We start from the raw sequence: 22,406 nt of genomic DNA on the forward strand, positions 1-22,406 counted from the left end.
GCACGGATGCGCCGAGAACCGATCACACCAGCAGATGTTCGACCGCGCAGGCTTCGGCCTCCTGCGCAGACGGGTCTTGCTCGCGTGACGAAGCCATGCGGCCTTCCACGGCCGAAACGGCTACACCGGCTCCTCGAACAAGTCGATCCCGGCGGGCCTGCGGTCAAGAAGCGGTCCGAGACGCTCCTCCATGGCAGCGAACCACCCGTCGAGGTCCGTATCGGTGTCGTGAAAGAACCAGGAGTCGAAACTTCCCAGAGCGTCCAGGTCCAGTGCCGGCGTGTAGCGGAGTTCGCAGCGAACTTGCACGTACTGGTCGTGCTCGATGTCGTCACTGACGTTGAGCTGTCTCGTGAGGTCCACAGTGAACATCGGCCGTCCGCTGGTGACGTACGTGCCGTACTGGAAGAGCAGGCCGTCGGAGTCGGCCTGGGGCACTGTGTGAAAGCGCATCCGCCCGAAGCGCATGAAGGCGAGCCATACACCCCGAGTCGTCCCCTCAGCCGTCGTCGACTGCTCGGCCACCAGCTCGGCACGCAGACAGTCGAGAACGTCCTTGGACTGCGCCCTGTCGGGCATGCCGACTCCCCTCCTTTTGTGGATCAGCACCATAACCTGGCGTGATCGGATCGAATTCAGCCCTGGTGTCGGCGTGCGGGTTTGCCTCCCCATCTATGTACAGACGAACGGGCTCTGTCGCTGATCTTGTGACGCCGTGATGATTGGATCATTTCGCGTAGGTGTGCGTATCCGGGGGTTTGCATCAGGTCTTGCCACATCTTGCGGACGTCGTGGTTGAGCGGGTGCATCAGGGTGTGGATGTCCACGTGCTGCGTGCGCGTTCTCGTAGGCACACGGCCGATATGAGCGGCGGGTCGGGGGCGCACCGCTGGGCGGGCTGCCGATGGTGATCGTGCTACTGATCCGGCGCTTCAAGTGTCTGACGGCGGACTGCCCAGCGGTCGCGTTCGCCGAGCAGATACCAGGGTTGACTCGTCCACACGCCCGACACACACCTGTGCTGCGAGACCTGCTGGCCCGCGTCGCGCAGGGACTGGCTGGACGGCCTGGCGCACGGCTCGCTCGGAGACTGGGAATGTCGGTGGCGAAGGACACCATGCTGCGGCTGCTGCCAGCCAGCCCGCTGGAAGAAGCGGGAACCGTGCGGGTCCTGGGTATCGACGAGTTCGCTCTACTCAAGGGCCACACCTACGCCACGCTGCTGGTCGACCTCGAAGCCCGCCAGCCGATTGACGTCCTGCCCGGCAGAGAGGCCGCTCCGGTGGCCCGCTAGTTGGCGGACCACCCCGAAGTGCAGATTGTCTGCCGCGACCATGCTTCCGCCTATGCCGAGGCTGCCAAGCAAGCCGCGCTTCAAGCCGTCCAGGTCGCGGACGCCTGGCACCTGTGGAACAACCTGGCCAAGGCCGTGGAGAAGACCGTCACCGCGCACTACGGCTGCATCCGCGCCGCCCGCGCCGCCGTGCACCAGCCCGCGAAGGCCCAACTGCCGACGGAGCCGGACGGGATGCTCGACGTCCGAGGACGCCCCCGTCGCATCGTCGCCACCATCCGCGAACGCCATCGAGCAGTCCACGAACTCCTCGCCCAAGGCCGTTCCCTGCGCGGCATCAGCCGCGACCTGGACCTGGACTACTACTCCGTTCGCCAATACGCGCGGACGGTGAACGTCGACGAACTGCTGGTGAAGGTGACCCAGCGCTGGACCCTGCTGGACGACTACAAGCCCTACATCTACCAGCGGTTCCTCCAAGGCTGCCGCAACGCCAGCCAGCTCCACCGAGAGGTACGCGAGCAGGGCTTCCCGGGCGACAGGAGCGTCGTTAATTCCTACGTCCGCCTCCTCAAGCAGGGCACAATCACGACGCCGCCGTCCCCGCCGCTGCCGAAGCCAAGGCGGGCCCTGCGCTGGATCATGACCCGACCTGAGCACCTGCGGCCCGAGAAGGCCGTGGGCTTGAAGGAGGTCCGAGAAGCCTGCCCCGAACTCAACGCGACCATTGAACACGTCCGGGGCTTCGGTTCGCTCATGCACGAACGCCGCGGCGAAGACCTCGAAGGATGGATCGACCAGGTTAGAACCCACGATCTGCCCGCCCTGCAGCAGTTCGCCGGCGGGCTCCTGCGTGACCGGGACGCAGTCGTCGCCGGACTGTCGAGTACCTGGAGCTCCGGCCAGGTCAACCGGGTCAAACTACTCAAAGACGCCGGCTACGGCCGGGCTAAGCTCGATCTCCTCCGCACTCGCATCTTGCTGAGAAGCTGATCGGCTGCTCTCCTCTTCAGCCGTCAACGCCTCAAAAGACCGCCGCGACGTGTCGGCCACGTCAGTGCGAGCACGAGAGGGTTCGTGACCACCCAATACGCCGGGTGCACCCAGCCTCTCTCCTTGGCGAGAAGACCCGGTCCGTCCTCACGGTTCTGATGCCGCATGAGCCAGTCGTATGCCGGGCCGCCGCCAACCAGGAGTAGCGGAGCAACGAGCACCGCACCGCTCCAGACAACGCACCGGAGCGCGAGCTGAGGAAATCCACCTGTGCGCACCGGACGAGTATCGCTCAGCAACCGAAAAGCCGGCAGGCCGGATCACGATCGGCAGAACAGACCTGAACGTCACAAGATCAGCGACAGATCCGATGAAAGTGCACCGTTGTTAATGCGGTGAGGTCGGTCTCGCGCGAGTCTTCTGTCGTCCTGTTCGGGGTCGGTGGAGGGCGGCGAGGGTGGTCTTGGATCCACATCGCTGGTTGGAGTTGAGGCGGTTTCGCGGGCTGTATGAGTCCGGTGCGATGAGCCTGCGGGAGATCGCGAAGGAGACCGGGCTGAACCGGCGTACGGTCGCTAAGTACCTGTCGGGTGAGACTCCGGTCGCGCCGCCGCGGAGGGCTCCCAACGGGCAGCCGTACCGGCGGGTGGTGGATGAGGTCGCGCCGCTGATCGACGCGATGCTGTGGGCCGAGATCTTGCTCAAGGGCGCCGTGATTCACGAGCGCCTGGTGACCGAGTACGGCTTCACGGGCAGCTATCAGCGGATCAATATGTACTTGCAGGAAGCCCGCCTGCGGGTCGCGAAGGAGCTGGGCATCAGCCCGGGTGAGCTTGCCGGGCTGCACCGCAGGTTCGAGGTGGTGCCCGGGGCCCAGGCTCAGGTCGACTGGGGTGACGAGAGGAAGATCCTCGCCCATGTCGGTATCCCGAAGGTCTACTCGTTCCACATGACCTTGTCGTACTCGCGTGATCCGTTCTGCTGCTTCACCACCAGCCAGGACCTGGCCACCTTCTTTGACTGCCACCGCCAGGCGTTCGCGCACTTCGGCGGTGTCCCAATGTCGATCGTCTACGACCACACGAAAACGGTGGTCCGCCGGCATGTAGCACCAGGTGAGGCCGTCCCTCTCCATCCGGAGGCCGTCGCGTTCGCCGGGCACTACGACTTCGATCCCGACGTGCTGGCTGCCTACCGGCCCACGGGCAAAGGCCGGGTCGAGCGGCAGGTGCTGATCGTCCGCGACCACGTCCTGGCCGGGCCTTCTCGCCGGTCGAAGAACTGAACGCCGCGTTCACCGCCTGGGTGCCGCTGCGGCGGGCGAAGGTCCACGGCACCCATGGTGAGGTCATCGGCCTGAGGGCGATCCGCGACCACGTCGCTCTCCGCCCGCTGCCGAAGACGCCCTATGTGGTCACCCAGCGGCATCTCCGCCATGTCGGCAAGGACTGCCTCGTCGCCTTCGACGCGAACCTCTACTCGGTGCAGGCCCGCAAGGTCCGCCCCCGCCAGCTGGTCGAGGTCAGGGCGACGAAGTCCCAGTTCATGCTGCATGGCATCGGCCCCGATCACATGGGCGAAACGCTACTGGCCGTCCATCCCCGGGCGGTTGGCAGAGGCGCCCGGATCGTGGATGAGAAGCACTGGGACGGCCTGCCCACAGGGGTCGGCCGTCGCGTCACCGCTGGGGATGGTGGCTTGCCGCGGCCACGCCGCCACGACGATCCGGGCTCGCAGGCTGGCCCGCTGACGGCCCTGCTCAACCGGGCCGCGATCACCCAGGTCGAGGTCGACCGCCGGCCGTTGTCGGTCTATGACTAGCTGACCGGCACCCGCCCCTTCACCACCCACCGAACGCCGAAGGAAATGTCTTGAGCGAGCTGGTCTCCACCCGCATCCGCAACACGGCCGGCAAGCTGGGCCTGCCCCACCTGGCCGAGGCCCTGACTCAGTACGCCCAGCGGGCCGACGAGGCCAAGATGGGCTACCTCGACCTCATCGATCTGGTCCTCTCCGAAGAACTCGCCGTCCGTGACGACCGCCGCTTCCGCACCGGTCTGCGGATCTCGAAGCTGCCGCACCACAAAACACTGGACGACTACGACTTCTCGTTCCATCCTGAGCTCGATCCTCGCAGGGTAAAGGACCTTGCCACGTTGTCGTTCGTCGAGGCCAAGGCCAACGCTGCCCTGCTCGGGCCGCCGAGAGTGGGCAAGACGCATATCGCCGTCGCTCTCGCGGTCACGGCCTGCCGAGCCGGGTACTCGATCTACTTCACCAGCCTTGACGACATAGTCCGCAACCTCAAAGCCGCCGAGGCCGCCGGACGCCTGACCAGCAAGCTCGGCAGCTACCTGCGGCCGGCCGTTCTTGTGGTCGACGAGGTCAGCTACCAGCCCCTCGAACGCGCCGAGGCCAACCTGGTCTTCCAGGTGATATCAAGGTGCTACGAAAAGGGCTCCATCATCCTGACCTCGAACAAGAGCTTCAGCGAATGGGGGCGGGTGTTCGGCGACGAAGTCCTCACCACCGCCATCCTCGACCGCCTCCTCCACCACTGCGACGTCATCTCCATCAACGGCCTCAGCTACCGGCTCAAGAACCGGCTCGCTACCATCGAGCGAGACCAGGACAACGCAGCCTGACAACAACGTGGCCGACAATGAGCGCATGGACGTCCCTGAGCTGCTCGAATCGGCTTCCCTGCTGGTTCCGGAAGAGACCGCCACCGAGAACGACATCACGGTGCGAGACATCTGGGACTACCTCGCTCACGACGAGTGGGAGATCGCCCTGGGCCTGCTGGAGGAGCTCGGGGATGGTCATCCGCTTCCGCTCGCCTTCTGGGAACAGCTCGCCGACGCGGCTGACCAACTCCGCCTTGAGCGGAGCTCGGCCTGGTGCCACTGGCGGTGCTCCGAGATTCGCAACGGCGTGATCCAGGCAGACCTGACGCTCCGTCCTGCCGCCGAGGCGCGACGCACGACGCCAGTCGCTGGCCACGGTGTTCTGCGGCCCATGTGGGACATCGGACATCTCTCGCCCACCGGTGGACGTGCGGTCAGCATTGCCTCGCTCTGGGTTGAGAACATGCCAACCCTGGAGCCCGGCGGCCGAGCCACGGTTCGCCTCGTGCCCCTCACTCCCTCCCGCTGGACGCACCTCCAGCCCGGCCAGCAGATCACCATGCACGAGGACCAAACCGTGGCCGGCACCGCAGTCATACTGGAGGTTCACCGCCCTGCCACCGCTATGCCCACGGAATGACGTCGACTGATCGCAGGGCCTTCGGTGGTGCACATACCTCTGTACTTGGTGGAGCACTCACAGAAGTACGCCGACACTCCTCGCCGCCCAGGCCCCGCGCCTGGACCGCGCCCTGAAGAAGGTCGCTAAGCAGGGCGGGGAGGTGGTCCTAATCGACGGCACCCTCCTCCCCACCCAGCGCCGCACTGGAAAGGCCGACCGGCGCAACTATTCCGGCAAGCACCGTCGTCACAGCCTGCACTTCCTCGCCCTGACCGACGAGAGGGGCTGCCTGATCTGAATATCCGCCGCCCGGCCCGGCCGCACCCACGACAACACCGCCGCCCGCCACGACCACATCCTGGCCCACCTGCGCGCCGCAGGCCTCGGAGCGATGGCCGACCTCGGCTTCCGCGGCCTGGACAACGACACTCTCGACCCCGTGCTCGTCACCGGCTACACCGCCAGCCGCACCCACAAGCTCACCCCGGGCCAGAAGACTGCTAACCGAGTTCTCGCCGTCGTACGTGCACCGGTCGAGCACGGCTTCGCCCACCTCAAGAACTGGCGGATCCTCACCAAGCTCCGTACCGATCCCGACCGAGCCACCCGCCTCCTGCGCGCTCTGCTCGTCCTGACGAACCTCGAAGTCAACCGCTGACGGATGATCTTTTCCGTGGACCTCCGCTCACGACCAGCACGAGCACCCCGAGAACCAGTCACACCAGCCCTTTGAACTGCGGCTTCAAGTTGGCGGAAGCTCACTGTGGTGCCAACGCTCCAGCCGACGCGAGCTAGGTCCTGCCGACCCAGGTGGGTGAGGCCACCGGGTCGCCATCGCCTGGGCCGAAGGACGGTTCACCCGATGGTGTGAAGATCCGGTTCTGACTCCTGCCGCTGCTCCTGTGCCTCTATCGTGTTCCGCGAGTTGAACGGATCGAGAGAGATCATCGTGACCAGCGAACGAGCCCGTCCGGGCCACACGCCGCACGGGTTGTTTCCCCACCTTGTTGGGCCTGTCGGGACGGAGAGGGCCGAGTTCGACAAGGACATGGCCCGAGCGGTTCGTGAAGGCTCCCTTACGCCTCTGGAATTGGTGCAGATCGCGCATTCTGTGCGGGATCTGCCGCGCGCGTCTCGGAAGGCGTGGTCCCGGTTTGCCGAGGATCCGGCGCTCGCGTGGACAGCTCTGGGCCTTCTGGCGGATTCCGTGGGGGCGGAAGTGGTCCGCCGCAGCGGGCCCCTTGAGGGCTGTTGGGAAAGCGTCCAGCTGGGGCTCCAAAAACACGACAAGGTTTTGTCCGGCCCGGTGGGCGTGGGAGTTGAACAGCGTCACGCATTGCACCAGGCAGTACTGGCCCTTCTGGAGGCCGTCATCCGGCCGAGGGCCGATTTCCGCGAGCCGACACCGCAGGCACCCCCCTGGTCCCCAGCCGCAGAACTGCTCGAACGGGAAGTTCCCTCTGAACTACCTGCCGTCCCTGTCCCGTCAGGGCACATGGGCAAGAACGACAGCACTCGGCTCCTTGTGGATTCCTTGGGGGACGCGAGAGATCGGGCGGCCGCCCAGAAGACTGCAGCCGTAGCCCAGAGGCTTGCAGCGGAGAAGGAGCTCGCCCGGGTCAAGGCCGATCATGCGAGGGCTGCGGAGTCTCATGGCGATCTCCTACGCCTCGCGGAGGAATTCGAGCGGCTCGCGAGCGAACGTCATGCCTTGGAAACGAGCACCCTTCCGGAGGCAGAGCGTACGGCCGCAGACGAGGCGCTGGCGAAGCGGGAGGAGGAGCTTGTCCGGGAGCGGCTTGAGTACTTCCGGGTGAGGATGGCGCAAGCCGGGGCTGCCGATCTCTTCGTCTCCGGGGCTCTGCCGGGACAGGAGCACTGGGAGTGCCACAGCGAGGCACGGCCGACTGGTGATGTGGAGGGGTGTTCGCTGTGGGTCGGTGAGATCCGCGGGCGGCACGCCGATGGGCGGGGTCCCTGCGAGGGGACGGTCGCCGAGCGGGATGCGGACGGCTGGTACACGTGGCGTGGTCCGCTGCGGGAGTCGCCGGGTGCTGCTCTGGATGCCGCGGCCCGGCTTGTGTGGGGTGAGCTGCAGGACCAGTGCGTCCCCGATCCGTATGTCCCGGGAGCGTGGCCCGGCTTCGTCATCCCGCAGCGGTCGGCGCCGGTCCTTGCGGCCCTGGCCGAGGGCGGTGCGCTGCAGGGGTTCGACATCCGGGAGGAGCAGGTTGGTGATGCCTGCCGGGTGGAGATGACTTGCTGGTCCGGTGGTGTGCGTCTTGAGGTGTCGGCGGACGGCGTCTCCGAGGAGGCGCGGGAGTGGTGCGCGCGGCGGCTGCTGGGCGTGCTGGCCGCCGAGACGGGCTTCGGAAGCGTGCCGTGGTCCCCGGGTGAGGCCGGGGAGCGCCTGGAGGAGTTCGCGCGGGAGCCGTGGCTCGAGGAGGTGCGGCACCGGACGTGGGCGGCTCGCGGCGGCGGCCGGCATGTGGAGTTCTCCTGTCTCGTCGACGGGGCGGTCGTCCGCGCCGAGGCCGTGGCCGAGCAGGAGGCTGTGGCCGTGTCGACGGCGGCGTGGCTGCTGGCCCAGCGTCTGGGGCGGGGCGGGAAGGGTCTGGTGCTGGACGCGCGGCCGCCGTCCGCTGCAGTGACTGTGGAAGCGCTGCGGGAGCGGGGCGTCGTCGGGGCGGTGGAGTTGGCGGACGGGCCCGGCGGCGTGGAGGCGGTGGTCGCGTCGGTGGAGTTCGGCGGGCGGCGGCTGTGGGCGGCCGGTGAAGAGCGCGAGCAGGCTCTTGACGGAGTGCTGGCGGCGGTGCGGTGCTGGACGATGGCGCCCGGGGTGGCGCAGGCATCGAAGGTGGGCGCGGTGCGGCCCGGCTGGGTGCGCCGGCGTTCCTGGGACGGCGAACGCATCGAGGACCCCGAGGAGTTGCGGCTGCTGCTCGGCGAGGGCACGCGGTTGTGCGTGGCCGGGGTGGAAGGCGGCCGGCCGGGGTTCGTGCTGGTGCCGCCGTCCGGCGGCCGGAGCGCGGCGCCGGCGGGTGGCGGGCAAGGGTGGCGGGTGTGGACCGAGCGGGGCCAGGTCCGGGTTCCCGGGACGCTGATTGCGGTGGAGCTGGTGGCGCGCGCGGTGGTGGGCCGGGAGTGCGAGCCGGGGTGGGATGCGTCGGTGGCGGCGTGGAGGGAGGTTCTGCGCTTCGGCTGTGAAGCGGTGGCCGCGGGCCAGGTGTGGCCCGGGGTACGGGGGGACGACAGCGTGGTGTGGCGGCCGGGCCCGTGGAGCGATGAGCAGGCCGAGGAGGTGAAGCGGCTGGCGGCCGCGCTGCCGCCGTGGGCGCACAGCGCGGCGGTCGACGCCGGCAAGGGGGCGATGCTGTCAGCCGGCGCGGCGGTGAGTCTGGTGCTGGTGGCGCTCGCGGACGAGCTGGTCCGCGGCCCCGGGGTGGCGGCGGTGTGGGGCTCTTCGGCGCTGACGAGCCCGCGGGGCGGGCCGGCGGAGGGCGCGGTGGCCCAGTGGCTGGACACAGTCGAGGAGATCGCCGACGCCCTCCCGCCGCCGGGGGTGGTGCTGTCGGTGCAGCCGCCGCCCAAGCCGAGGGTGGCAGCGTCCTCGCTGAAGGTCCACATCCGGCTGCGTTCCGCCGAGAAGGCCGGGAAGCTGGTGACGCTGCCGGACCTGCAGAAACGGCTGGGGGCCGAGCACCCGGCCGTGCTGCGGGCACTGCGGGCGCTGCGCAAGGCCGCCGGGTGCTGGCCGGTCCTGGCGCCGGCCGTGCGGGAGCGGGCAGATCAGGTCCGCGTCTCGCCCGGTGAGGCGGCGCTGCTGCTGGGGCAGCTGGGCCGGGCGCTGCGGCGGGCCGGTATCGAGGTGGAGTGGCCGCAGCAGTGGGCCCGCCGCCTGCGTCCGGTCGTCGTGGCCGCCGGGCCGTCCGAGGCGACGCTGTCGCTGCAGGAGCTGGTCGACTACCGGTGGCAGATCCGGCTGGACGGCACGGTGCTGAGCGCCGAGGAGTGCGTCCGCGTCGCGGAAGCCGCCGGCACGCTGGTGTGGCTGCGCGACCGGTGGGTCCTCGTCGACGCCGTCACCGCCGAGCGGGCCCGCGGCGGCCGGCTGCGGCAGGCCGTTCCCGCCGGCGAGGCCCTGACCGCGGTGCTCCTGGGATCGGTCAGCGTCGGGCAGGACGAGCACGCGGATCTGGTGGCCGAAGGTGAACTCGGCCGGCTCGCCGCGCTGCTGTCGGGGGACTTGTTCACCGCGGTCGAACCGCCCCGGTCCCTGGTGGGTGAGCTGTGGCCCTACCAGCGGGACGGGCTGGTGTGGCTGGCGAACGTCTCCTCAAGGTTCGGGGCGCTGCTGTGCGACGACATGGGGCTGGGCAAGAGCGTCCAGGCGATCGCGCTGGTCCTGCACCGCCTCGAGCAGGGCCTGTCCCAGGGCCTGCCGGTCCTGCTCGTCGTTCCGACGTCGATGATGCTGACCTGGGTACGGCAGCTCGAACGGTTCGCCCCCGGCGTGCCGGTGCGGATGTACCACGGCGCGGGGCGGACCCTGGAAGGCCTTCAGCTCGACACCGTGGTGGTCACCAGCTACGGCACGCTCCTGGCCAGCCAGGACGAACTCGCCGCCCAGACCTACTCCCTGGTCGTCGCCGACGAGGCCCAGCACGTGAAGAACGCCTCCAGCAAGACCGCCCGGGCCCTGTCCCGGCTGCTCGCCCTGGCCCGGGTCGCCCTCACCGGGACCCCGGTCGAAAACCGCCTGAGCGACCTGTGGGCCCTGCTGCACTGGACCAACCCGTCGCTGTTCACCTCGCTGCCCTCCTTCCAGCAGGCGTTCGGGGCCCTGGAGGCAGGGCCCGCGCCGGAGGTGGCCGCCGCGATGAACCGGGTCGTGGGCCGGTTCCTGCTGCGGCGCCGCAAGAGCGACCCCCACGTCGCTCTCCAGCTCCCGGAGAGAATCGACTCTCTCCATACCCTCGCGCTCACCCCGACCCAGGTGGGCCTCTACACCAGCACCGTGCAGATGGCGATGGAACAGCTCCGCAAGACAAGCGGCAACGAGCGCAGCGGCCTGGTCCTGCGGCTGCTGGCCCACCTGCGGCAGATCTGCAACGCCCCCGCCCACCTGCGTGTCGGCGCCGCGGACTCCGGACGATTGGAAGCGGCCCTGGCCGGCTACCAGCCCCACCAGGACGGCAAGGACTCCTGCAAGCTCACCGCGCTCGACGAACTGGTGCCGGCCATCGTCGACGCAGGCGAGTCGATGGTGGCCTTCACCGAGTACCGCACCATGGCGATGCTGCTGCACCGGCATGCCGCCGACTGGGGCGTGCAGCCCCTCCTGCACGTGGGCACGATGAGCTCCGGCGAACGCGACGCGGCCCTGGACGCCTTCCGGCGCCGCAAGAGCCGGCTGCTGATCGTCACCTACGGCTCGGGCGGCACCGGCCTGGACCTGACCGCCGCCAGCCACGCCGTCCTGTTCGACCGGCCCTTCAACCCCGCCACCGTCGCCCAGGCCATCGACCGCCTGCACCGCCCCGGCCAGGTGGCCGACGTCCACGTCCACCGCCTGGCCGCGGCCGGCACCATCGAGGACAAGATCGAGCAGCTCCTCGCCCGTAAAACCGGCCTGCTCAACGCCCTGGACACAGGGACCGCGCTGAACCCGGCGATGCTGACCGACGAAGAACTCCACGCGCTCGTCGCCCTGGGAACCGCCTCATGACCAAGCACCGCATCGCCGTCCCCCGCACACCCGCCCCCGGCGACATGCACGCCCCCACAGCTGAGCCCCCGGAGCTGACCACCTTCTCCGCGGCCCTCACCCAGTGGAAGACCACCCCGCCCGAGCCCGCCAGCCGGCCGGCCGGCGAAGCCGCCACCCCCGCAGCATCCGGGCCCCGGCTCCTGCACGACCAGGCCCTGCCCGAGCCCCCGTCCAGGCTTCCCGCCCTGCCTGCCCTGCAGAATCTCGCCCACGCGGCGGCAGACCGCGCCCGCCGCATCCTCGACGGCATCGCGCTGCCCGACACCCCCCTCGCCGACGCCGTCCACATCGCCGACACCGCCTCCCTCACCGACCCGACCCCCGCCTACCGCCTCGACGTCGACCTCGGCCACTGGCGCGAACTGCTCACCCGCCATCGCACCCACGGTTGTACCACCGGAGACACCGCACCAGGCCAGGACCCATCCAAGGCCCATTCCTGCCGGCAGTGACCCGAGAACCGAGACCAAGCCGGATACGGGTGACGGTCTCCTCACGTCGACGGCCCGGCGTCCGCCGGTGGAGACATCTACTGCGTACCGCGCATAGCCTGTACGCCACCAGGAGACGATCCCAGGATCTTCAGGACTTCGCTTTCGTCGTCCGCGTCAGCGCCCGCCTCCGGATCCTCGGCGTCATCGTGGAGCCCGGAGGGACAACGCTGACCATCACCGCCCCGCCACCATCGAGCCCGCCGCCGTCATCAGGACATTGCACCGGATGCGCTCGAAGATTGCCGCCCAGGTCCTCAAGGCCCACGCATACGCCCCCGCCGGCCCCGCGCCCGAGGAGGTGAACGGCGAAGGGTTCACGTGACTCGGCAGAACACAGCTAGCCGGCCAGGTCCGCCATCAGCTCGTCGCGCCAGTGCAGGGACATGCGCAGGCTCAGGACCGTCTCCGCCGCCGCGGGCAGGGGCAGCAGCAGGAACCGGCGCAGGGCCCCGGCCGCCGCGTCCCGGCCGTGCCACGCCGCGGAGTCGGCCTCGGTGACGGGCGCCGGGTCCGGTCGGCGGCGGGCCGCGTCGAGCAGTCCGCAGACGGCCCGGGCCTCCGCCCGAATTGTCCGCATCCGCAGGTCGAGGGGCCCGTCGGCCGTCAGGTCTACCGGCTCGCCCCGGCCGGCCCGCTCCAGCGCCCGGGCGATCTCCGGGTAGCCGTCGATTCCGGTCTCCGACGCCAGCCGGGCGAGCTGCGCCGCCACCGCGGAGCGCAACCGCTCCGGCGGGGTCCGCTCCACGAGGGCGCCGAGGTCGAAGTCGCGTACGACGGTGACCGGGTGCCGTGCCTCCGGCACCTCGTCGAGGACCGGCAGCAGCAGCGCGCTGGTCAGTGGCGCCGCCGCGTCGTCCGCTGGATCCCAGTCGATGCCGTGCTCCGCCTTCAAGCCTGCCAGTAGCCGCGCGTAGGCGGCCGTCGAGCCGGGCCAGGGATCGACGCCGATCCGCTGGAACTGCTGTCCGGTCCGGTCGAGCACGGGCTGCCCGTCGGGGCCGGTCACGTAGTCCTCGCGCGGCGATTCGACCCGGTGGCCCGCTTCCGGCCGCTCCGTGCCGTCCTCCACGACGGTCACACGTACCTCGGGGCCCTGCTTCGTCAGTCGTACTACCCGGGTTCCACGGGACAGCCGTTCCAGCACCTCGGGACGGTCGAACTGGGTGTCACCGCCCTCCTGCGTGGCGTACGACCACCCGCCGCCGCAGGACCGGGCCCGGACCATCGGGCGGTGCGCGGCCCAGGGCGCGCCGGCGGACAGCCGCGCCTGTTCCCGGCTGCGCGGCCGGGTGGTCGCGGGCACGGAGCCCAGCCGGTCCAGCAGCTCCCCGGGGTCGGCGCCCGCCACGAACACGACGTCCGGCTGCACCGGCGGTGCGGGCTCGGATTCGAAGAATCCGCCGCTCCCGAAGGCGATGACGGCACAGGCTCCGTCGGACTGTGGGACGGGCGGAGCGGGCTCGGTCGCGGAGGGGACCTGCGGCTCGGGGAGCCCGGCGGCTGCGTCCAGGGTGGAGGCCGGGTCGGCGACGACCGTCCTGGCGCCGTCCCAGATCAGCCGGTCCTCGTGGGCCAGGGGCGTCCGCCCGTCGAAGGGCAGACCGTCCTCCAGGGCCGCGGCGAAGTCGGAGAGGACGTGCCGCAGTCCCGGCCAGGGAGTGAAGGCCGAGCCCGTCTCGTCGAAGTACCGGCCGACCCGCCCGTGGTGTGGGCCGGGGCGGGTGGCCAGGAAGAGCCCGTCGGAGGACTGCCAGCCGATGCCCAGGGTGATCAGCAGTCGTTCGTGCGGCCAGTACGCGTACTCGTCGCGCTCCTCCTCGGCGAGGTCGGTCTCCTCCTCGGCGGCGTCCTTCCCGACCTCGCGCAGGAACTCGGTGCTCCGCACGATCTCCCTGACTCCGGACAATGGTCCGTGGTAGTCGAGCAGGAGCGTTCCGTCCTGGAGCTCCACACCGTCGTGCCGCAGCAGCGATTCCCTCAGGTCGTGCGGGAAGGCCACCCCCAGCCGGAGTTCGGCCGCCGCGACGTCCGCCGGGGAGGCGGGCGGTCGCAGCAGCCCGTGGGTGACGGGGGCGTGCCGCGCGAGCCAGCTCTCGATGCGGTTCCAGGACTCTTCGACGGTGAACGTGATCATGCCCCGCACTCTAGGCTCGGGCACTGACGCCCAGACGGCCGGAGCTGTCTGTCGTCCCCTCGGTTCCGGCCACCTATAAACTACTGATCTTTTCGTTAATTGGGTGGGGCTGGTGGGTGGAGGGTGAGGCCGGTGTGGGTGAGGAAGGACCAGGGCAGCTGTGGGTTGGTGTTGATCCGGCGGATGCCCTGTTCGGTGGCGTCCGCGACGTCGGCGAGGTGGTCGCCGGCGAGGTTGGCGAGCTCGCGTTTCTTCAGCGAGGACCACAGCAGTTCCACTGGGTTGAGCTCGGGTGCGTAGGCCGGTAATCGTTCCAGGGTGAGCCAGTCCTGCTCGGCCATCCAGGCCCGCATGGCCCGGCTCCAGTGAGCCGACAGCCCGTCCCAGACCAGCACCACCCGCTCCCCGCGGTAGAACGTCTTCATCTGCTCCAGGACCTTGATGAGAGCAGGGGTGTCATAGCTGCCGGGTTTGAGGTGGAAGCACAACCGAGGACCTCGGTCCGGGTCGGCGGCGTGGTAACCGAGGGCCCCGGCCATCAAGGCGCGTTTCCAGTTCAGCCGGTGCCGCAGGAGCGGGGTGCGGCCGCGGGGCGCATAGGTGCGGCGGACCTGCGGCAGCAAAGAGACGCCTGACTCGTCGAGGAAGACGATCCAGGCACGTGTGTTCACGGCCCCTTTTTGATCCGCGGCCACTCATGGGCGATCCAGCGGGCGATCTCCGACTCGTCCCGCTCCACCACCCGCCGCTCGGGACGCTGCAGGCTCCATCCGAGCCGGCCGGTCAGCAGCCGCCACACCGAGGCTCTCGACAGCGTCACCCCTGTCACCCGCCCAACGACCAGACCAACGCGTTCCAGGGTCCACAGATCGGCCTCGAAGCCATGGGCCTGGGCGCCCTGCTCGAGTGCGGTCCGCACCTGCTCGACCTGGGCGTCGTCCAGTTTGGGCGGGCGACCGGTGGCCGGACGCCGGCGCAGAGCATCGGCGTCGTCCTTCTCCCAGACCCGTCTCCACCGCCGCACGCTCTCCTGGCTGACTCCCAGCATCCGTGCGATCTCGGCACCAGAACGTTCCTGATCGAACAGTTCGGCCGCCCGCACACGCCGGGCCTCGGCCAACTGCGGCCGCGTCAAAGGAGGAACCACGAGCGAAGGCTTGAAAGACACCACACCAAGATCTCACCAACACGGCTGCCATGCCCACGGAACTAACGAAAAGATCAGTAGGACGTATGTCGAAACTCTCATAGGAGGTGACACGATGACGGACAGCATCTGGAATCACGCCCCGAACGCCGACGTCACCGCGGGCACGGACCTGACGGGCTGGAAGGTCGAGGCCACTGACGAGCACATCGGGAAGATCGACAAGCACTCTCGTGAGGTCGGCGCGCAGTACATCGTTGTCGACACCGGAGTCTGGATCTTCGGCAAGGAGGTCCTCCTCCCCGCCGGCGTCATTCGCTCGCTCGACCCGGAGAACGAGACCGTCCACGTCGACCGTACGAAGGACGAGATCAAGGACGCGCCGGAGTTCGACAAGGAGAAGCACCTCGGCAACGCCGACTATCACCAGCAGGTCGGGAGCCACTACACCAACCGGCCCGGCAGCGGCATCTCCGGCACCCTCTGACTGATCCCGGCCGGGCCCCGCGCCTGGCATCGTCCGGGGTGGACCGTCGTTCGATGGTCCGCCCCGGACGTGTCCCACCCGGTCCCTGGGCCGTCGGGACGACGGCGGCGGCGGCGTGTCAGGCGGCGGGACGTCGATGCACGCTGACGGCGTACCCGCAGCCTGGTGTGTAGGGCTCACCGTCCCACGTGGCGTAGCGGTGCAGCAGGGTCAGGTCGGCCAGGACGCACCAGTGGTCGAACGTATCGATTTCAAAAGGGGGTTCGGGCAGCGGCAGGTGTGTCGCGTCGAGTCCCATGCCGGTGACGAGCAGGCCTCCGGGGCGCAGTGCGGCGGCGAGGTGCCGGACGACCGTCGGTTCGGTACCGGGGGCGAGCAGGGGGATGACGTTCCCGGCGGCGAGCACCAGGTCGAAGTCCGTCTGCAGCCCGAGGGTGTCGAGCCGGGCGAGGTCGCCGAGGAGCCAGTCCTGCGCGGGGGCGGCGCGGCGGGCGACCGCGAGCATCGAGGCGTCGACGTCTACCCCGGTGCAGTCGTGGCCCAGCTCCGCGAGCCGGATCGCGATCCGGCCGGTGCCGCAGCCCGCGTCGAGGACCCGCGCGGCCGGACGCAGCAGCGCGTCGCAGAAGGCGGCCTCACCGTGGACGTCCTGCCCGGCCGCGGCGAGCCGGGCGAACCGCCGCGCGTACTCCTCGCCGGCCTGCCCCCCGGTGAGCTCCGCCCAACGGTCCTTTTGCTCCGCCATATGCAGCGTCCCCTCGCGGTCTGCGTCGCCCGGCGGGTACGACGGCGATGTTGTCGGCCCGTCCATCCTCTCAGGTGGCCTGCGCGCGACGGTTGTAGGGGGCGGCACGCATGGCGGGGCGGCTCGAAGCCTCGCAAACGACGACGGCCGACCGTTCACGGCCCATCGAACGCCTCCGCGCGGACGGCGGACGCTACCGGCCCTGCGCCCCGTGCCGACCCAGAGCAGGCCGCACCGGGCAAGTTCCGCTTTCCTCGCTCTCGCGTCCCCGCCCGGCGGCGGGCCCGCCTGGACCTCGCCGGCGAACGGCACAACGCTGTGCCCGGTACCGGCGCGGGCCACCCACCTGACGCTGATCCCCGGCCGGGACACGATCTACAATCCACGCGCCCGTCAGGGCTCGGTGTCCGTCGAGTTCCACTTCGAGGACGACTCGACCTGCGAGGCGGCCCTCATCCTTACCTCGGTGGAACTGGAGTGGCTGTACGCGCAGACCAGCCGCCTCCTTGACGCGCACGAGAACACCCTCGGCGAGACCTCGTGAACAGGGCCCGTCACCGCTTCCCCCGCTGCGCGCCCGTTGCGCGGGTGGACCGCAGCGACCGGATCGCCCTGACGTTTCTCGCCTTTGCCGACCTGGTCGGGCCCGCCTGGACGCTGCATACCTACGCCAGGCAGATGCTGGATGCCCACGGCCCACCGAGCGGCCATGGCAACACCGGACAACGTCTGGGCGCTGACATCGACGGCCAGGACCAGCCAGCCGTCCGCCGACCGGGAGAGCGGCACCGAGGTCAGGGCCTGTCGTATCCGGTCCGCGTCGATCCGGCCTCGGGCGAGGGCGGCGTAGAGCCCTGCGTGTCCGCAGCGGTGTCCGTTGAAGCGGAACAAGCTCACCTTGTCGCGGGTCGCGCTTTCGCGTACCTGTGCCCTGTGTTGGCAGCGTCAGAGTGTCAGTAACGGCTGTTCATCGCGGCACGCACCTCGGCGAGTGTTTTGTCGGCAACGGCGTTGGCTCGCTCGTTGCCCTCGCGCAGGATCTCGCGGAGGTAGGTGCGGTCATTCGCGTATTCGCTTCGGCGGGCCCGGATGGGGGCCAGGTATTCGTTGACGGCCTCGGTCACCGTCTTCTTCAATGCGGCGGCTCCTGCGGAGCCGATGTCGGAGGCGATCTGCTCTGGTGTCCGGTTCTGGCATAGGGCCGCCAAGAGGAGGAGAGAGGACACTTCCGGGCGGCTAGCCGGGTCGTAGGCGATGTGGCGTTCGGAGTCGGTTTTGGCCCCCTTGATCAGGCGGGCGGTCTCGTCGGCGTCGGCGGCCAGGGTGATGGCGTTGCCGCGGCTCTTGCTCATCTTGCCGCCGTCCGTGCCAAGCAGGAGGGGTGCGTTCGACAGTAGGGCATCGGGCCGGGGGAAGACGGCGGAGCCGGCGCTGTAGCGGTCGTTGAAACGACGGGCGATGGTCCGGGTGAGTTCCAGGTGAGGGAGCTGGTCCTTGCCGACCGGGACCAGGTTGGCCTTGCAGAAGAGGATGTCGGCGGCCTGATGGGCGGGGTAGGTGAACATCAGGCCGCTGACAGTGGACTGCCGCGAGTGGGCGATCTCATCTTTCACTGTGGGATTGCGTTCGAGGTCGGCGACGGAGACCAGGCTGAGGAAGGGCAGCAGCAGCTGGTTGAGAGCCGGCACGGCGCTGTGTGTGAAGATCGTGCTGCGTGCCGGGTTCACACCGATGGCCAGGTAGTCCAAGACCAGTTCTTCGACGTGCTCGGTCAGGTTGTCCGCGATGTCGCGGTCGGTCAGGACCTGGTAGTCCGCGATGATCACGTACATCTCTACCCCGAGGTTCTGCAGACGCACTCGGTTGTGCAGCGTGCCGAAATAGTGGCCCAGATGCAGGCGGCCGGTGGGACGGTCTCCGGTCAGCACCCGGAAGTGTCCGGGGTTCTTGAGGATCAGCTCTTCGAGCACCGCGCTGCGATCCTGAGCTGCGGACATCCCCAGTGGGTCGGCGAAAGCAGAGGAGGGGGCCGTGGGGGCTACAGCCTGGGCGGTGGTGTTCATCGGTGTCTCCTGGCGAGTTGGATGTCGCCGTCAGGACGGCAAGACCCTGGTCCAGGGGACACGAAAAGGGCCGTCCGTCCGAACGGCCCTTTTGCATGCGTGAGAGGTGGCCGCTCCTACGAGGAGCGCCACCAGCTCAGACACGACGAAAGATGCATGTGCCTACTGTACTGGGCGCCTGCAGATGAACGAGAGAGGCAATCGGGCGATTGGCAGGTCGCTGACCTTGGGGCAGCGCAGTCGGTGATCGGCGGACGAAGACTTCGGTCCGAAAGCGGGCGTCACCGTCGCGCCGTAGGTTCCGGGCCCGCAATGTCGGTAACGGCATCGAGTGTGGGGGTGCAGGCGGACGGGGGTAGGTGGAGCTGATCGGTGGGGTAGACGCCGAAGATGATCGCCGAACTGGGTTTCGACGAGTCCGCGGTCATGGCTGGGGAAGATGCCAGAGGTGTATTGCGAGGCTTCACCGGCTGAAGCACCCAGCCACCCGCGCCCGCCGAGTACATACAGGCCCTCAGCCGGACTCCTTATCGCGGGGCGAACGTCTCAGGCCTGGCGGGGGCGCCGGTAAGGCTTGCGCGGGCGGCGAATCGTGTCGGTGCCCATCCCGGCGGCGTCGGCGGAGGAGAACAGGCTGGGCACGCCCGGGTGCGGCAGCACCTGCGTCCGACTCCCCTGACCCTGACCCTGGCTCTGGGGCTTGGCGGTGGTGCGTCGGGCGGGGGCCGCGGCGCGGGCCAGGACCCGGGCGTGCGGGATGCGGGGCGCGCACATCGCACAGACTTCCTCGACGATCCAGACCTGTCCGACGATCGGGTCGTGGCGCAGGATCATCACCACTTCGCCCGCGCACAGTGTCTTGTCTGCGGGGTGTGCTTCACAGCGTTCGGCGCGGCAGTGGCAGGCGGCGTCGGGCCGGACGGTGGCCGCCTTGGCGTGGGCGGCGGCGTGCTGCGCGGCGAAGGTGCGCAAAGCGGCCAGGTCGCGGGTACGGGCGGGCATCGTGCACGGCGAGGTGCAGGTGACGCTCACCGTGCGGTCGCTGTGTCCGGTCAGGCGGACGGTCCAGGCCCGCCCGGGCACACGCGTAGTCGAGGGTTCCAGAGGGGTGGTCGTCACGCGGCAGGTTCCGTTTCGGTAGAGGGGGCGATCATGGACCGGATCCACTATGCGCTCTGCACGGGCTTCCGGAACCACGGGGTTTCTTCCCCCCGGACGCGTCACGCAAGCAGGGTGGTCCCGCTTGCGCCACAGCGATCTGCCGAAGGTGGCCGGCTCGTGTCTTTCGGGCTGAACGGCCTGGTCCGATCTGTCGCCTGCTTGCTCGGCTCAGTTCGGCGGCGTGGGGGCCTTGTGCGCGTTACCGCGGAACGCAACAGCGTCCTCACCGATCCCGATCACTTGCAAGAGGGCGCCGAGAGCTTCATCGGCCCGCTCGTGCGGCTGAGTGAGCCAGACATCGTAGATGTCGCGCGGATCACCGTCGTGCTTGCTGATCGCGAAGCTGAATCCTTTGAGCCGGAACAGGACGACATCGAGTTCGTCCAGCCCGTCCCAAAAGCGTTCCACCTGCAGACGCAGTCGCCAGGCCACGGACTGCACCGGCAGCACCAGTCCGCCGATCATCTGGAACAGCGGCGCGCAGCGTTCCCAGACGCTGTACTGGTAGGCGGGGTTCTTGCCGGTGTAGTAGGGCATCTGCACGGCCGGCTGCCAGTTGGGGTCGGGCCCGGGCATCTCGATTTCTGCCATAGCCCTCCCCCTCCCTTCGCCGCACTGTGAGCTGGTGATCAATCTGCCTGCACCACGCCATCGGGTGGGATGCGGTGATGGCCGCGACTGGTTCAGAACTGTCTTTCTTGTGCTTCCAGCCTGTCCTTGAGCGGTTTGCAGAGGGTGTCCCAAGTGTGGGGGGCACTGGTAGAGGTCGGTGATGAGGAGGGTGAACGGGCGCGGGTAGAAGTTGGTCGGGTACAGGGCGCCGCCGATGGTGTGGTGCGCACGTTCGATATCCGTCCAGGCCGTCAGCCGGGCCTCTGTCTGCTGGTGCCGCCCGGGCACCGGCCGCTTCTTCGCCGACGCTGTCGTGCCCTTCAAACCCGGCTGAGTGTGAGGGTGCGTCTGCCAGACTTGGGCTGGGTGCGCCGCGGTCGGCGGTGCAGGGGGAACGGATCTCAGCGTGTCCAGGTGGATCGTGCTTGCCATACCTGTCAGCGGTGTCAGCGAGATGGACCGAGACGCACGAACGATCGCGGAATTCGACGGCAGCGCGGAGGAAGCCGAAGCGGCCTTGGTGGAAGCGGCGCACACCTACGAGCACACGCTGTGGAAGGTGAACCGCCGTGAGATATTCGAGTGCTCCAGCCGGTCCTGCTTCCTGCGCATCCACGGCCGAGTGGCGACCTACGGGTTTCTGATCCAACTCGCCGAGCGGGTCCACGACACGGCGGCATCCACAAGCAAGACCCCTTCCTGAGAATCGCCCAGCACAGAATCCGATCCAGAACCGCTCCCCGTGAACAGTGCCACTCTCTATCACCAGGCGCCTGTCTTGGCGGGCCTCAGTGCCTGCCGCAAGCAGGCGATGCTCGTCGGATGTACTGAAGCCGGGACAAGCTTGGCTACTTGACCGTAGACTCGCCAGCCGATCTCTCTCCCTTCAAGGGGTGTCTGTGCACCAACGTGAGTCCACCGGCCCGGCAGCCGGCAGCGCCCCGATCTACACGGCGCTCGTGCGGGAGTGGGGAGATGTGCCTGCGCAGGTTCGGCAGACGGCGGATGAGTGCCTGCGCATGGCGGAGCGAGCGGTCGACTTCAGTTCTCTGCACGCCGGCCGGACGAGCTCGCCGTCTGCCGGCTGGACCGCTTGGCAGCGAGTGCCCGGACCGCAGCAGCACTGACGTGAGAGCCTGGGTGCCGGTGTCGTATGGCAGCTGACCGGCGGATGCTGAGCTTGTTGTTTACGGCCCGGGATGGAACGTGACTCGAACGTGCTGAGGGTTCTGCAGCCTGTGCACCGAACCCATCCCGTCCTGGCCCGGGTCGGTCGTCCGGTGTAAAGAGCCACCTCCTGGCAACTCGTCACGGCATGGGCCGGGTCCTTGATACTGGCGAGGCATTCAGTCGCCTCGTCGACCACAGGCTCTGTACTAGGCAGTGTCTTCAAATGGGCCGGAGCCAGAGGAGGAGGGAGGCGATGGTGATGGCTGCCTGGTAGGACTCTCGGGTTTTGTCGTAGCGGGTGGTGATGGCGCGGTACTGCTTGAGGCGGTTGAAGCAGCGTTCGACGACGTTGCGTTTCTTGTAGAGCTGTTTGTCGAAGGCGCATGGTCTGCCTCCGTCGCGGCCTCTGCGTGATCGGTGGGCTCGTTGGTCGCGGCGTTCGGGGATGGTGTGGCCGATCCCGCGTTTACGCAGGTAGGCGCGTATCTTGCGGGAACTGTAGCCCTTGTCGCCCAGGACGTGGTCCGGGCGGGTCGGGGCCGTCCGGGTCCGGCCCGACGGACCTTGACGGTGTCCGTGACCTCCTCGAAGCGGCTGCAGTCGGCGGCGTTGCCGCCGGTGAGGACGAAGCCGAGCGGCCGGCCTCGCCCGTCGCAGGCGAGGTGGATCTTCGTGGTCAGCCCGCCCCGGGATCGTCCGAGGGCGTGATCACATACTTCGTCCCCCGGCCCAGCCCCTTTTTGCGGGCACCGGCGGCATGCTGGTGAGCCCGGGCGACGGTGGAGTCGACCGACACCAGCCAGTCGATGTCACCAGCCGCATCCCTCTCCGCCTGGACCGCGGCCAGCATCCGCGTGAACGTCCCGTCCAGCACCCACCTGCGAAAACGCGTATACAGAGTCCTCCAGAACCCGTAACGCTCCGGCACATCACGCCACGCCGACCCCGTCCGCAGCTTCCACACGATGCCATTCAGAACCCGCTAGTCATCCAGTCGCGGCCGCCCCGACGACGCCCGCGGCAACAACCCGGACAGCGCTTCCCACTTCACATCCGGCAGCTCATGACGACGCACCATGCCTCACAT

General features: G+C 68.8%; 20 protein-coding genes and 2 pseudogenes. 13 read left to right on the forward strand and 9 right to left on the reverse strand.

Annotated elements, in window-relative coordinates; translation table 11 throughout:
* Positions 1-120 precede the first annotated feature (120 nt).
* Positions 121-579, reverse strand: a complete 459-nt coding sequence (locus ACFY7E_RS24245; RefSeq protein WP_389488075.1) for a hypothetical protein — start codon at positions 577-579, stop codon at positions 121-123.
* Positions 580-1,102: 523 nt separating this feature from the next.
* Here ACFY7E_RS24245 and ACFY7E_RS24250 point away from each other — a divergent pair.
* From ACFY7E_RS24250 to ACFY7E_RS24290, 9 genes and pseudogenes are all read left to right on the forward strand, one after another.
* Entirely contained in the window at positions 1,103-1,294 is a 192-nt protein-coding gene (locus ACFY7E_RS24250) for a transposase (RefSeq protein WP_389488076.1), read from the forward strand.
* Positions 1,295-1,528: 234 nt separating this feature from the next.
* Entirely contained in the window at positions 1,529-2,287 is a 759-nt protein-coding gene (locus tag ACFY7E_RS24255; protein ID WP_389488220.1) for a transposase, read from the forward strand.
* 457 nt (positions 2,288-2,744) lie between these two features.
* A pseudogene (gene istA, locus ACFY7E_RS24260) lies at positions 2,745-4,108 on the forward strand (IS21 family transposase).
* A gap of 50 nt (positions 4,109-4,158) precedes the next feature.
* Positions 4,159-4,932, forward strand: coding sequence for an IS21-like element helper ATPase IstB (gene istB, locus ACFY7E_RS24265; RefSeq protein WP_389488078.1), 774 nt, complete (start codon positions 4,159-4,161; stop codon positions 4,930-4,932).
* 25 nt (positions 4,933-4,957) lie between these two features.
* Entirely contained in the window at positions 4,958-5,554 is a 597-nt protein-coding gene (locus ACFY7E_RS24270; protein ID WP_389488080.1) for a hypothetical protein, read from the forward strand.
* 142 nt (positions 5,555-5,696) lie between these two features.
* Complete coding sequence (locus tag ACFY7E_RS24275; protein ID WP_389488082.1) at positions 5,697-5,834, forward strand: hypothetical protein; 138 nt, start codon at positions 5,697-5,699, stop codon at positions 5,832-5,834.
* Positions 5,835-6,194: a transposase family protein gene (locus tag ACFY7E_RS24280; RefSeq protein WP_389488221.1), complete on the forward strand. Its 360-nt coding sequence runs from the start codon at positions 5,835-5,837 to the stop codon at positions 6,192-6,194.
* Between the two features lie 1,617 nt (positions 6,195-7,811).
* Positions 7,812-11,264 (forward strand): DEAD/DEAH box helicase, encoded by a 3,453-nt coding sequence (locus ACFY7E_RS24285; protein ID WP_389488084.1) that lies wholly within the window; start codon positions 7,812-7,814, stop codon positions 11,262-11,264.
* A complete protein-coding gene (locus tag ACFY7E_RS24290) occupies positions 11,261-11,758 on the forward strand; it encodes a hypothetical protein (protein WP_389488086.1) in 498 nt (165 codons plus the stop codon). Before ACFY7E_RS24285 ends, ACFY7E_RS24290 begins: the two co-directional genes overlap by 4 nt.
* A gap of 379 nt (positions 11,759-12,137) precedes the next feature.
* On the opposite strand, the gene ACFY7E_RS24295 is transcribed toward ACFY7E_RS24290, so the two are convergent.
* The 3 genes from ACFY7E_RS24295 to ACFY7E_RS24305 all read right to left on the reverse strand — a co-directional run bounded on the left by ACFY7E_RS24295 (position 12,138) and on the right by ACFY7E_RS24305 (position 15,105).
* A complete protein-coding gene (locus ACFY7E_RS24295) occupies positions 12,138-13,934 on the reverse strand; it encodes an SMI1/KNR4 family protein (protein WP_389488088.1) in 1,797 nt (598 codons plus the stop codon).
* A 95-nt stretch (positions 13,935-14,029) separates the two neighbouring features.
* On the reverse strand, positions 14,030-14,605 hold the full coding sequence (locus tag ACFY7E_RS24300) for a transposase (protein ID WP_389488090.1): 576 nt from the start codon (positions 14,603-14,605) through the stop codon (positions 14,030-14,032).
* Complete coding sequence (locus tag ACFY7E_RS24305; RefSeq protein ID WP_389488092.1) at positions 14,602-15,105, reverse strand: winged helix-turn-helix domain-containing protein; 504 nt, start codon at positions 15,103-15,105, stop codon at positions 14,602-14,604. Before ACFY7E_RS24305 ends, ACFY7E_RS24300 begins: the two co-directional genes overlap by 4 nt.
* Before the next feature lie 91 nt (positions 15,106-15,196).
* On the opposite strand from ACFY7E_RS24305, the gene ACFY7E_RS24310 reads away from it, so the two are divergent.
* Positions 15,197-15,568 (forward strand): PRC-barrel domain containing protein, encoded by a 372-nt coding sequence (locus ACFY7E_RS24310; RefSeq protein WP_389488094.1) that lies wholly within the window; start codon positions 15,197-15,199, stop codon positions 15,566-15,568.
* A 118-nt stretch (positions 15,569-15,686) separates the two neighbouring features.
* On the opposite strand, the gene ACFY7E_RS24315 is transcribed toward ACFY7E_RS24310, so the two are convergent.
* Positions 15,687-16,313 carry a class I SAM-dependent methyltransferase gene (locus tag ACFY7E_RS24315; protein WP_389488096.1) on the reverse strand — a complete coding sequence of 209 codons (627 nt, stop codon included), beginning with the start codon at positions 16,311-16,313 and terminating at the stop codon, positions 15,687-15,689.
* Between the two features lie 403 nt (positions 16,314-16,716).
* Here ACFY7E_RS24315 and ACFY7E_RS24320 point away from each other — a divergent pair, with 403 nt between their 5' ends.
* Positions 16,717-16,857, forward strand: a complete 141-nt coding sequence (locus ACFY7E_RS24320; protein ID WP_389488234.1) for a hypothetical protein — start codon at positions 16,717-16,719, stop codon at positions 16,855-16,857.
* Between the two features lie 44 nt (positions 16,858-16,901).
* Complete coding sequence (locus tag ACFY7E_RS24325) at positions 16,902-17,273, forward strand: hypothetical protein (RefSeq protein ID WP_389488236.1); 372 nt, start codon at positions 16,902-16,904, stop codon at positions 17,271-17,273.
* Here the strand turns inward: ACFY7E_RS24325 and trpS are convergent.
* From trpS to ACFY7E_RS24340, 3 genes are all read right to left on the reverse strand, one after another.
* A complete protein-coding gene (gene trpS / locus ACFY7E_RS24330) occupies positions 17,267-18,376 on the reverse strand; it encodes a tryptophan--tRNA ligase (protein ID WP_389488098.1) in 1,110 nt (369 codons plus the stop codon). The two genes, ACFY7E_RS24325 and trpS, sit on opposite strands and share 7 nt — an antisense overlap.
* Before the next feature lie 546 nt (positions 18,377-18,922).
* Positions 18,923-19,495: a hypothetical protein gene (locus tag ACFY7E_RS24335; protein WP_389488100.1), complete on the reverse strand. Its 573-nt coding sequence runs from the start codon at positions 19,493-19,495 to the stop codon at positions 18,923-18,925.
* A gap of 210 nt (positions 19,496-19,705) precedes the next feature.
* The gene (locus ACFY7E_RS24340) at positions 19,706-20,128 is read right to left on the reverse strand and encodes a hypothetical protein (RefSeq protein WP_389488102.1); all 423 of its coding nucleotides are present in this window, start codon (positions 20,126-20,128) and stop codon (positions 19,706-19,708) included.
* Positions 20,129-20,555: 427 nt separating this feature from the next.
* On the opposite strand from ACFY7E_RS24340, the gene ACFY7E_RS24345 reads away from it, so the two are divergent.
* The gene (locus ACFY7E_RS24345; RefSeq protein ID WP_389488104.1) at positions 20,556-20,852 is read left to right on the forward strand and encodes a hypothetical protein; all 297 of its coding nucleotides are present in this window, start codon (positions 20,556-20,558) and stop codon (positions 20,850-20,852) included.
* Between the two features lie 686 nt (positions 20,853-21,538).
* Here the strand turns inward: ACFY7E_RS24345 and ACFY7E_RS24350 are convergent.
* Positions 21,539-22,397: pseudogene (locus tag ACFY7E_RS24350) on the reverse strand (IS5 family transposase).
* Positions 22,398-22,406: the final 9 nt, after the last annotated feature.

Source organism: Streptomyces sp. NPDC012825 (assembly GCF_042900925.1).
In the GTDB taxonomy this organism is placed as follows: domain Bacteria; phylum Actinomycetota; class Actinomycetes; order Streptomycetales; family Streptomycetaceae; genus Streptomyces.

What these genes read in the sequence shown, in the direction of transcription:
- ACFY7E_RS24245 (WP_389488075.1), bottom strand. Translation starts at nt 579, where the DNA reads ATGCCCGACAGGGCGCAGTCCAAGGACGTTCTCGACTGTCTGCGTGCC.
- ACFY7E_RS24255 (WP_389488220.1), top strand. Translation starts at nt 1,529, where the DNA reads ATGCTCGACGTCCGAGGACGCCCCCGTCGCATCGTCGCCACCATCCGC.
- ACFY7E_RS24270 (WP_389488080.1), top strand. Translation starts at nt 4,958, where the DNA reads ATGGACGTCCCTGAGCTGCTCGAATCGGCTTCCCTGCTGGTTCCGGAA.
- ACFY7E_RS24290 (WP_389488086.1), top strand. Translation starts at nt 11,261, where the DNA reads ATGACCAAGCACCGCATCGCCGTCCCCCGCACACCCGCCCCCGGCGAC.
- ACFY7E_RS24295 (WP_389488088.1), bottom strand. Translation starts at nt 13,934, where the DNA reads ATGATCACGTTCACCGTCGAAGAGTCCTGGAACCGCATCGAGAGCTGG.
- ACFY7E_RS24310 (WP_389488094.1), top strand. Translation starts at nt 15,197, where the DNA reads ATGACGGACAGCATCTGGAATCACGCCCCGAACGCCGACGTCACCGCG.
- ACFY7E_RS24315 (WP_389488096.1), bottom strand. Translation starts at nt 16,313, where the DNA reads ATGGCGGAGCAAAAGGACCGTTGGGCGGAGCTCACCGGGGGGCAGGCC.
- trpS (WP_389488098.1), bottom strand. Translation starts at nt 18,376, where the DNA reads ATGAACACCACCGCCCAGGCTGTAGCCCCCACGGCCCCCTCCTCTGCT.
- ACFY7E_RS24340 (WP_389488102.1), bottom strand. Translation starts at nt 20,128, where the DNA reads ATGGCAGAAATCGAGATGCCCGGGCCCGACCCCAACTGGCAGCCGGCC.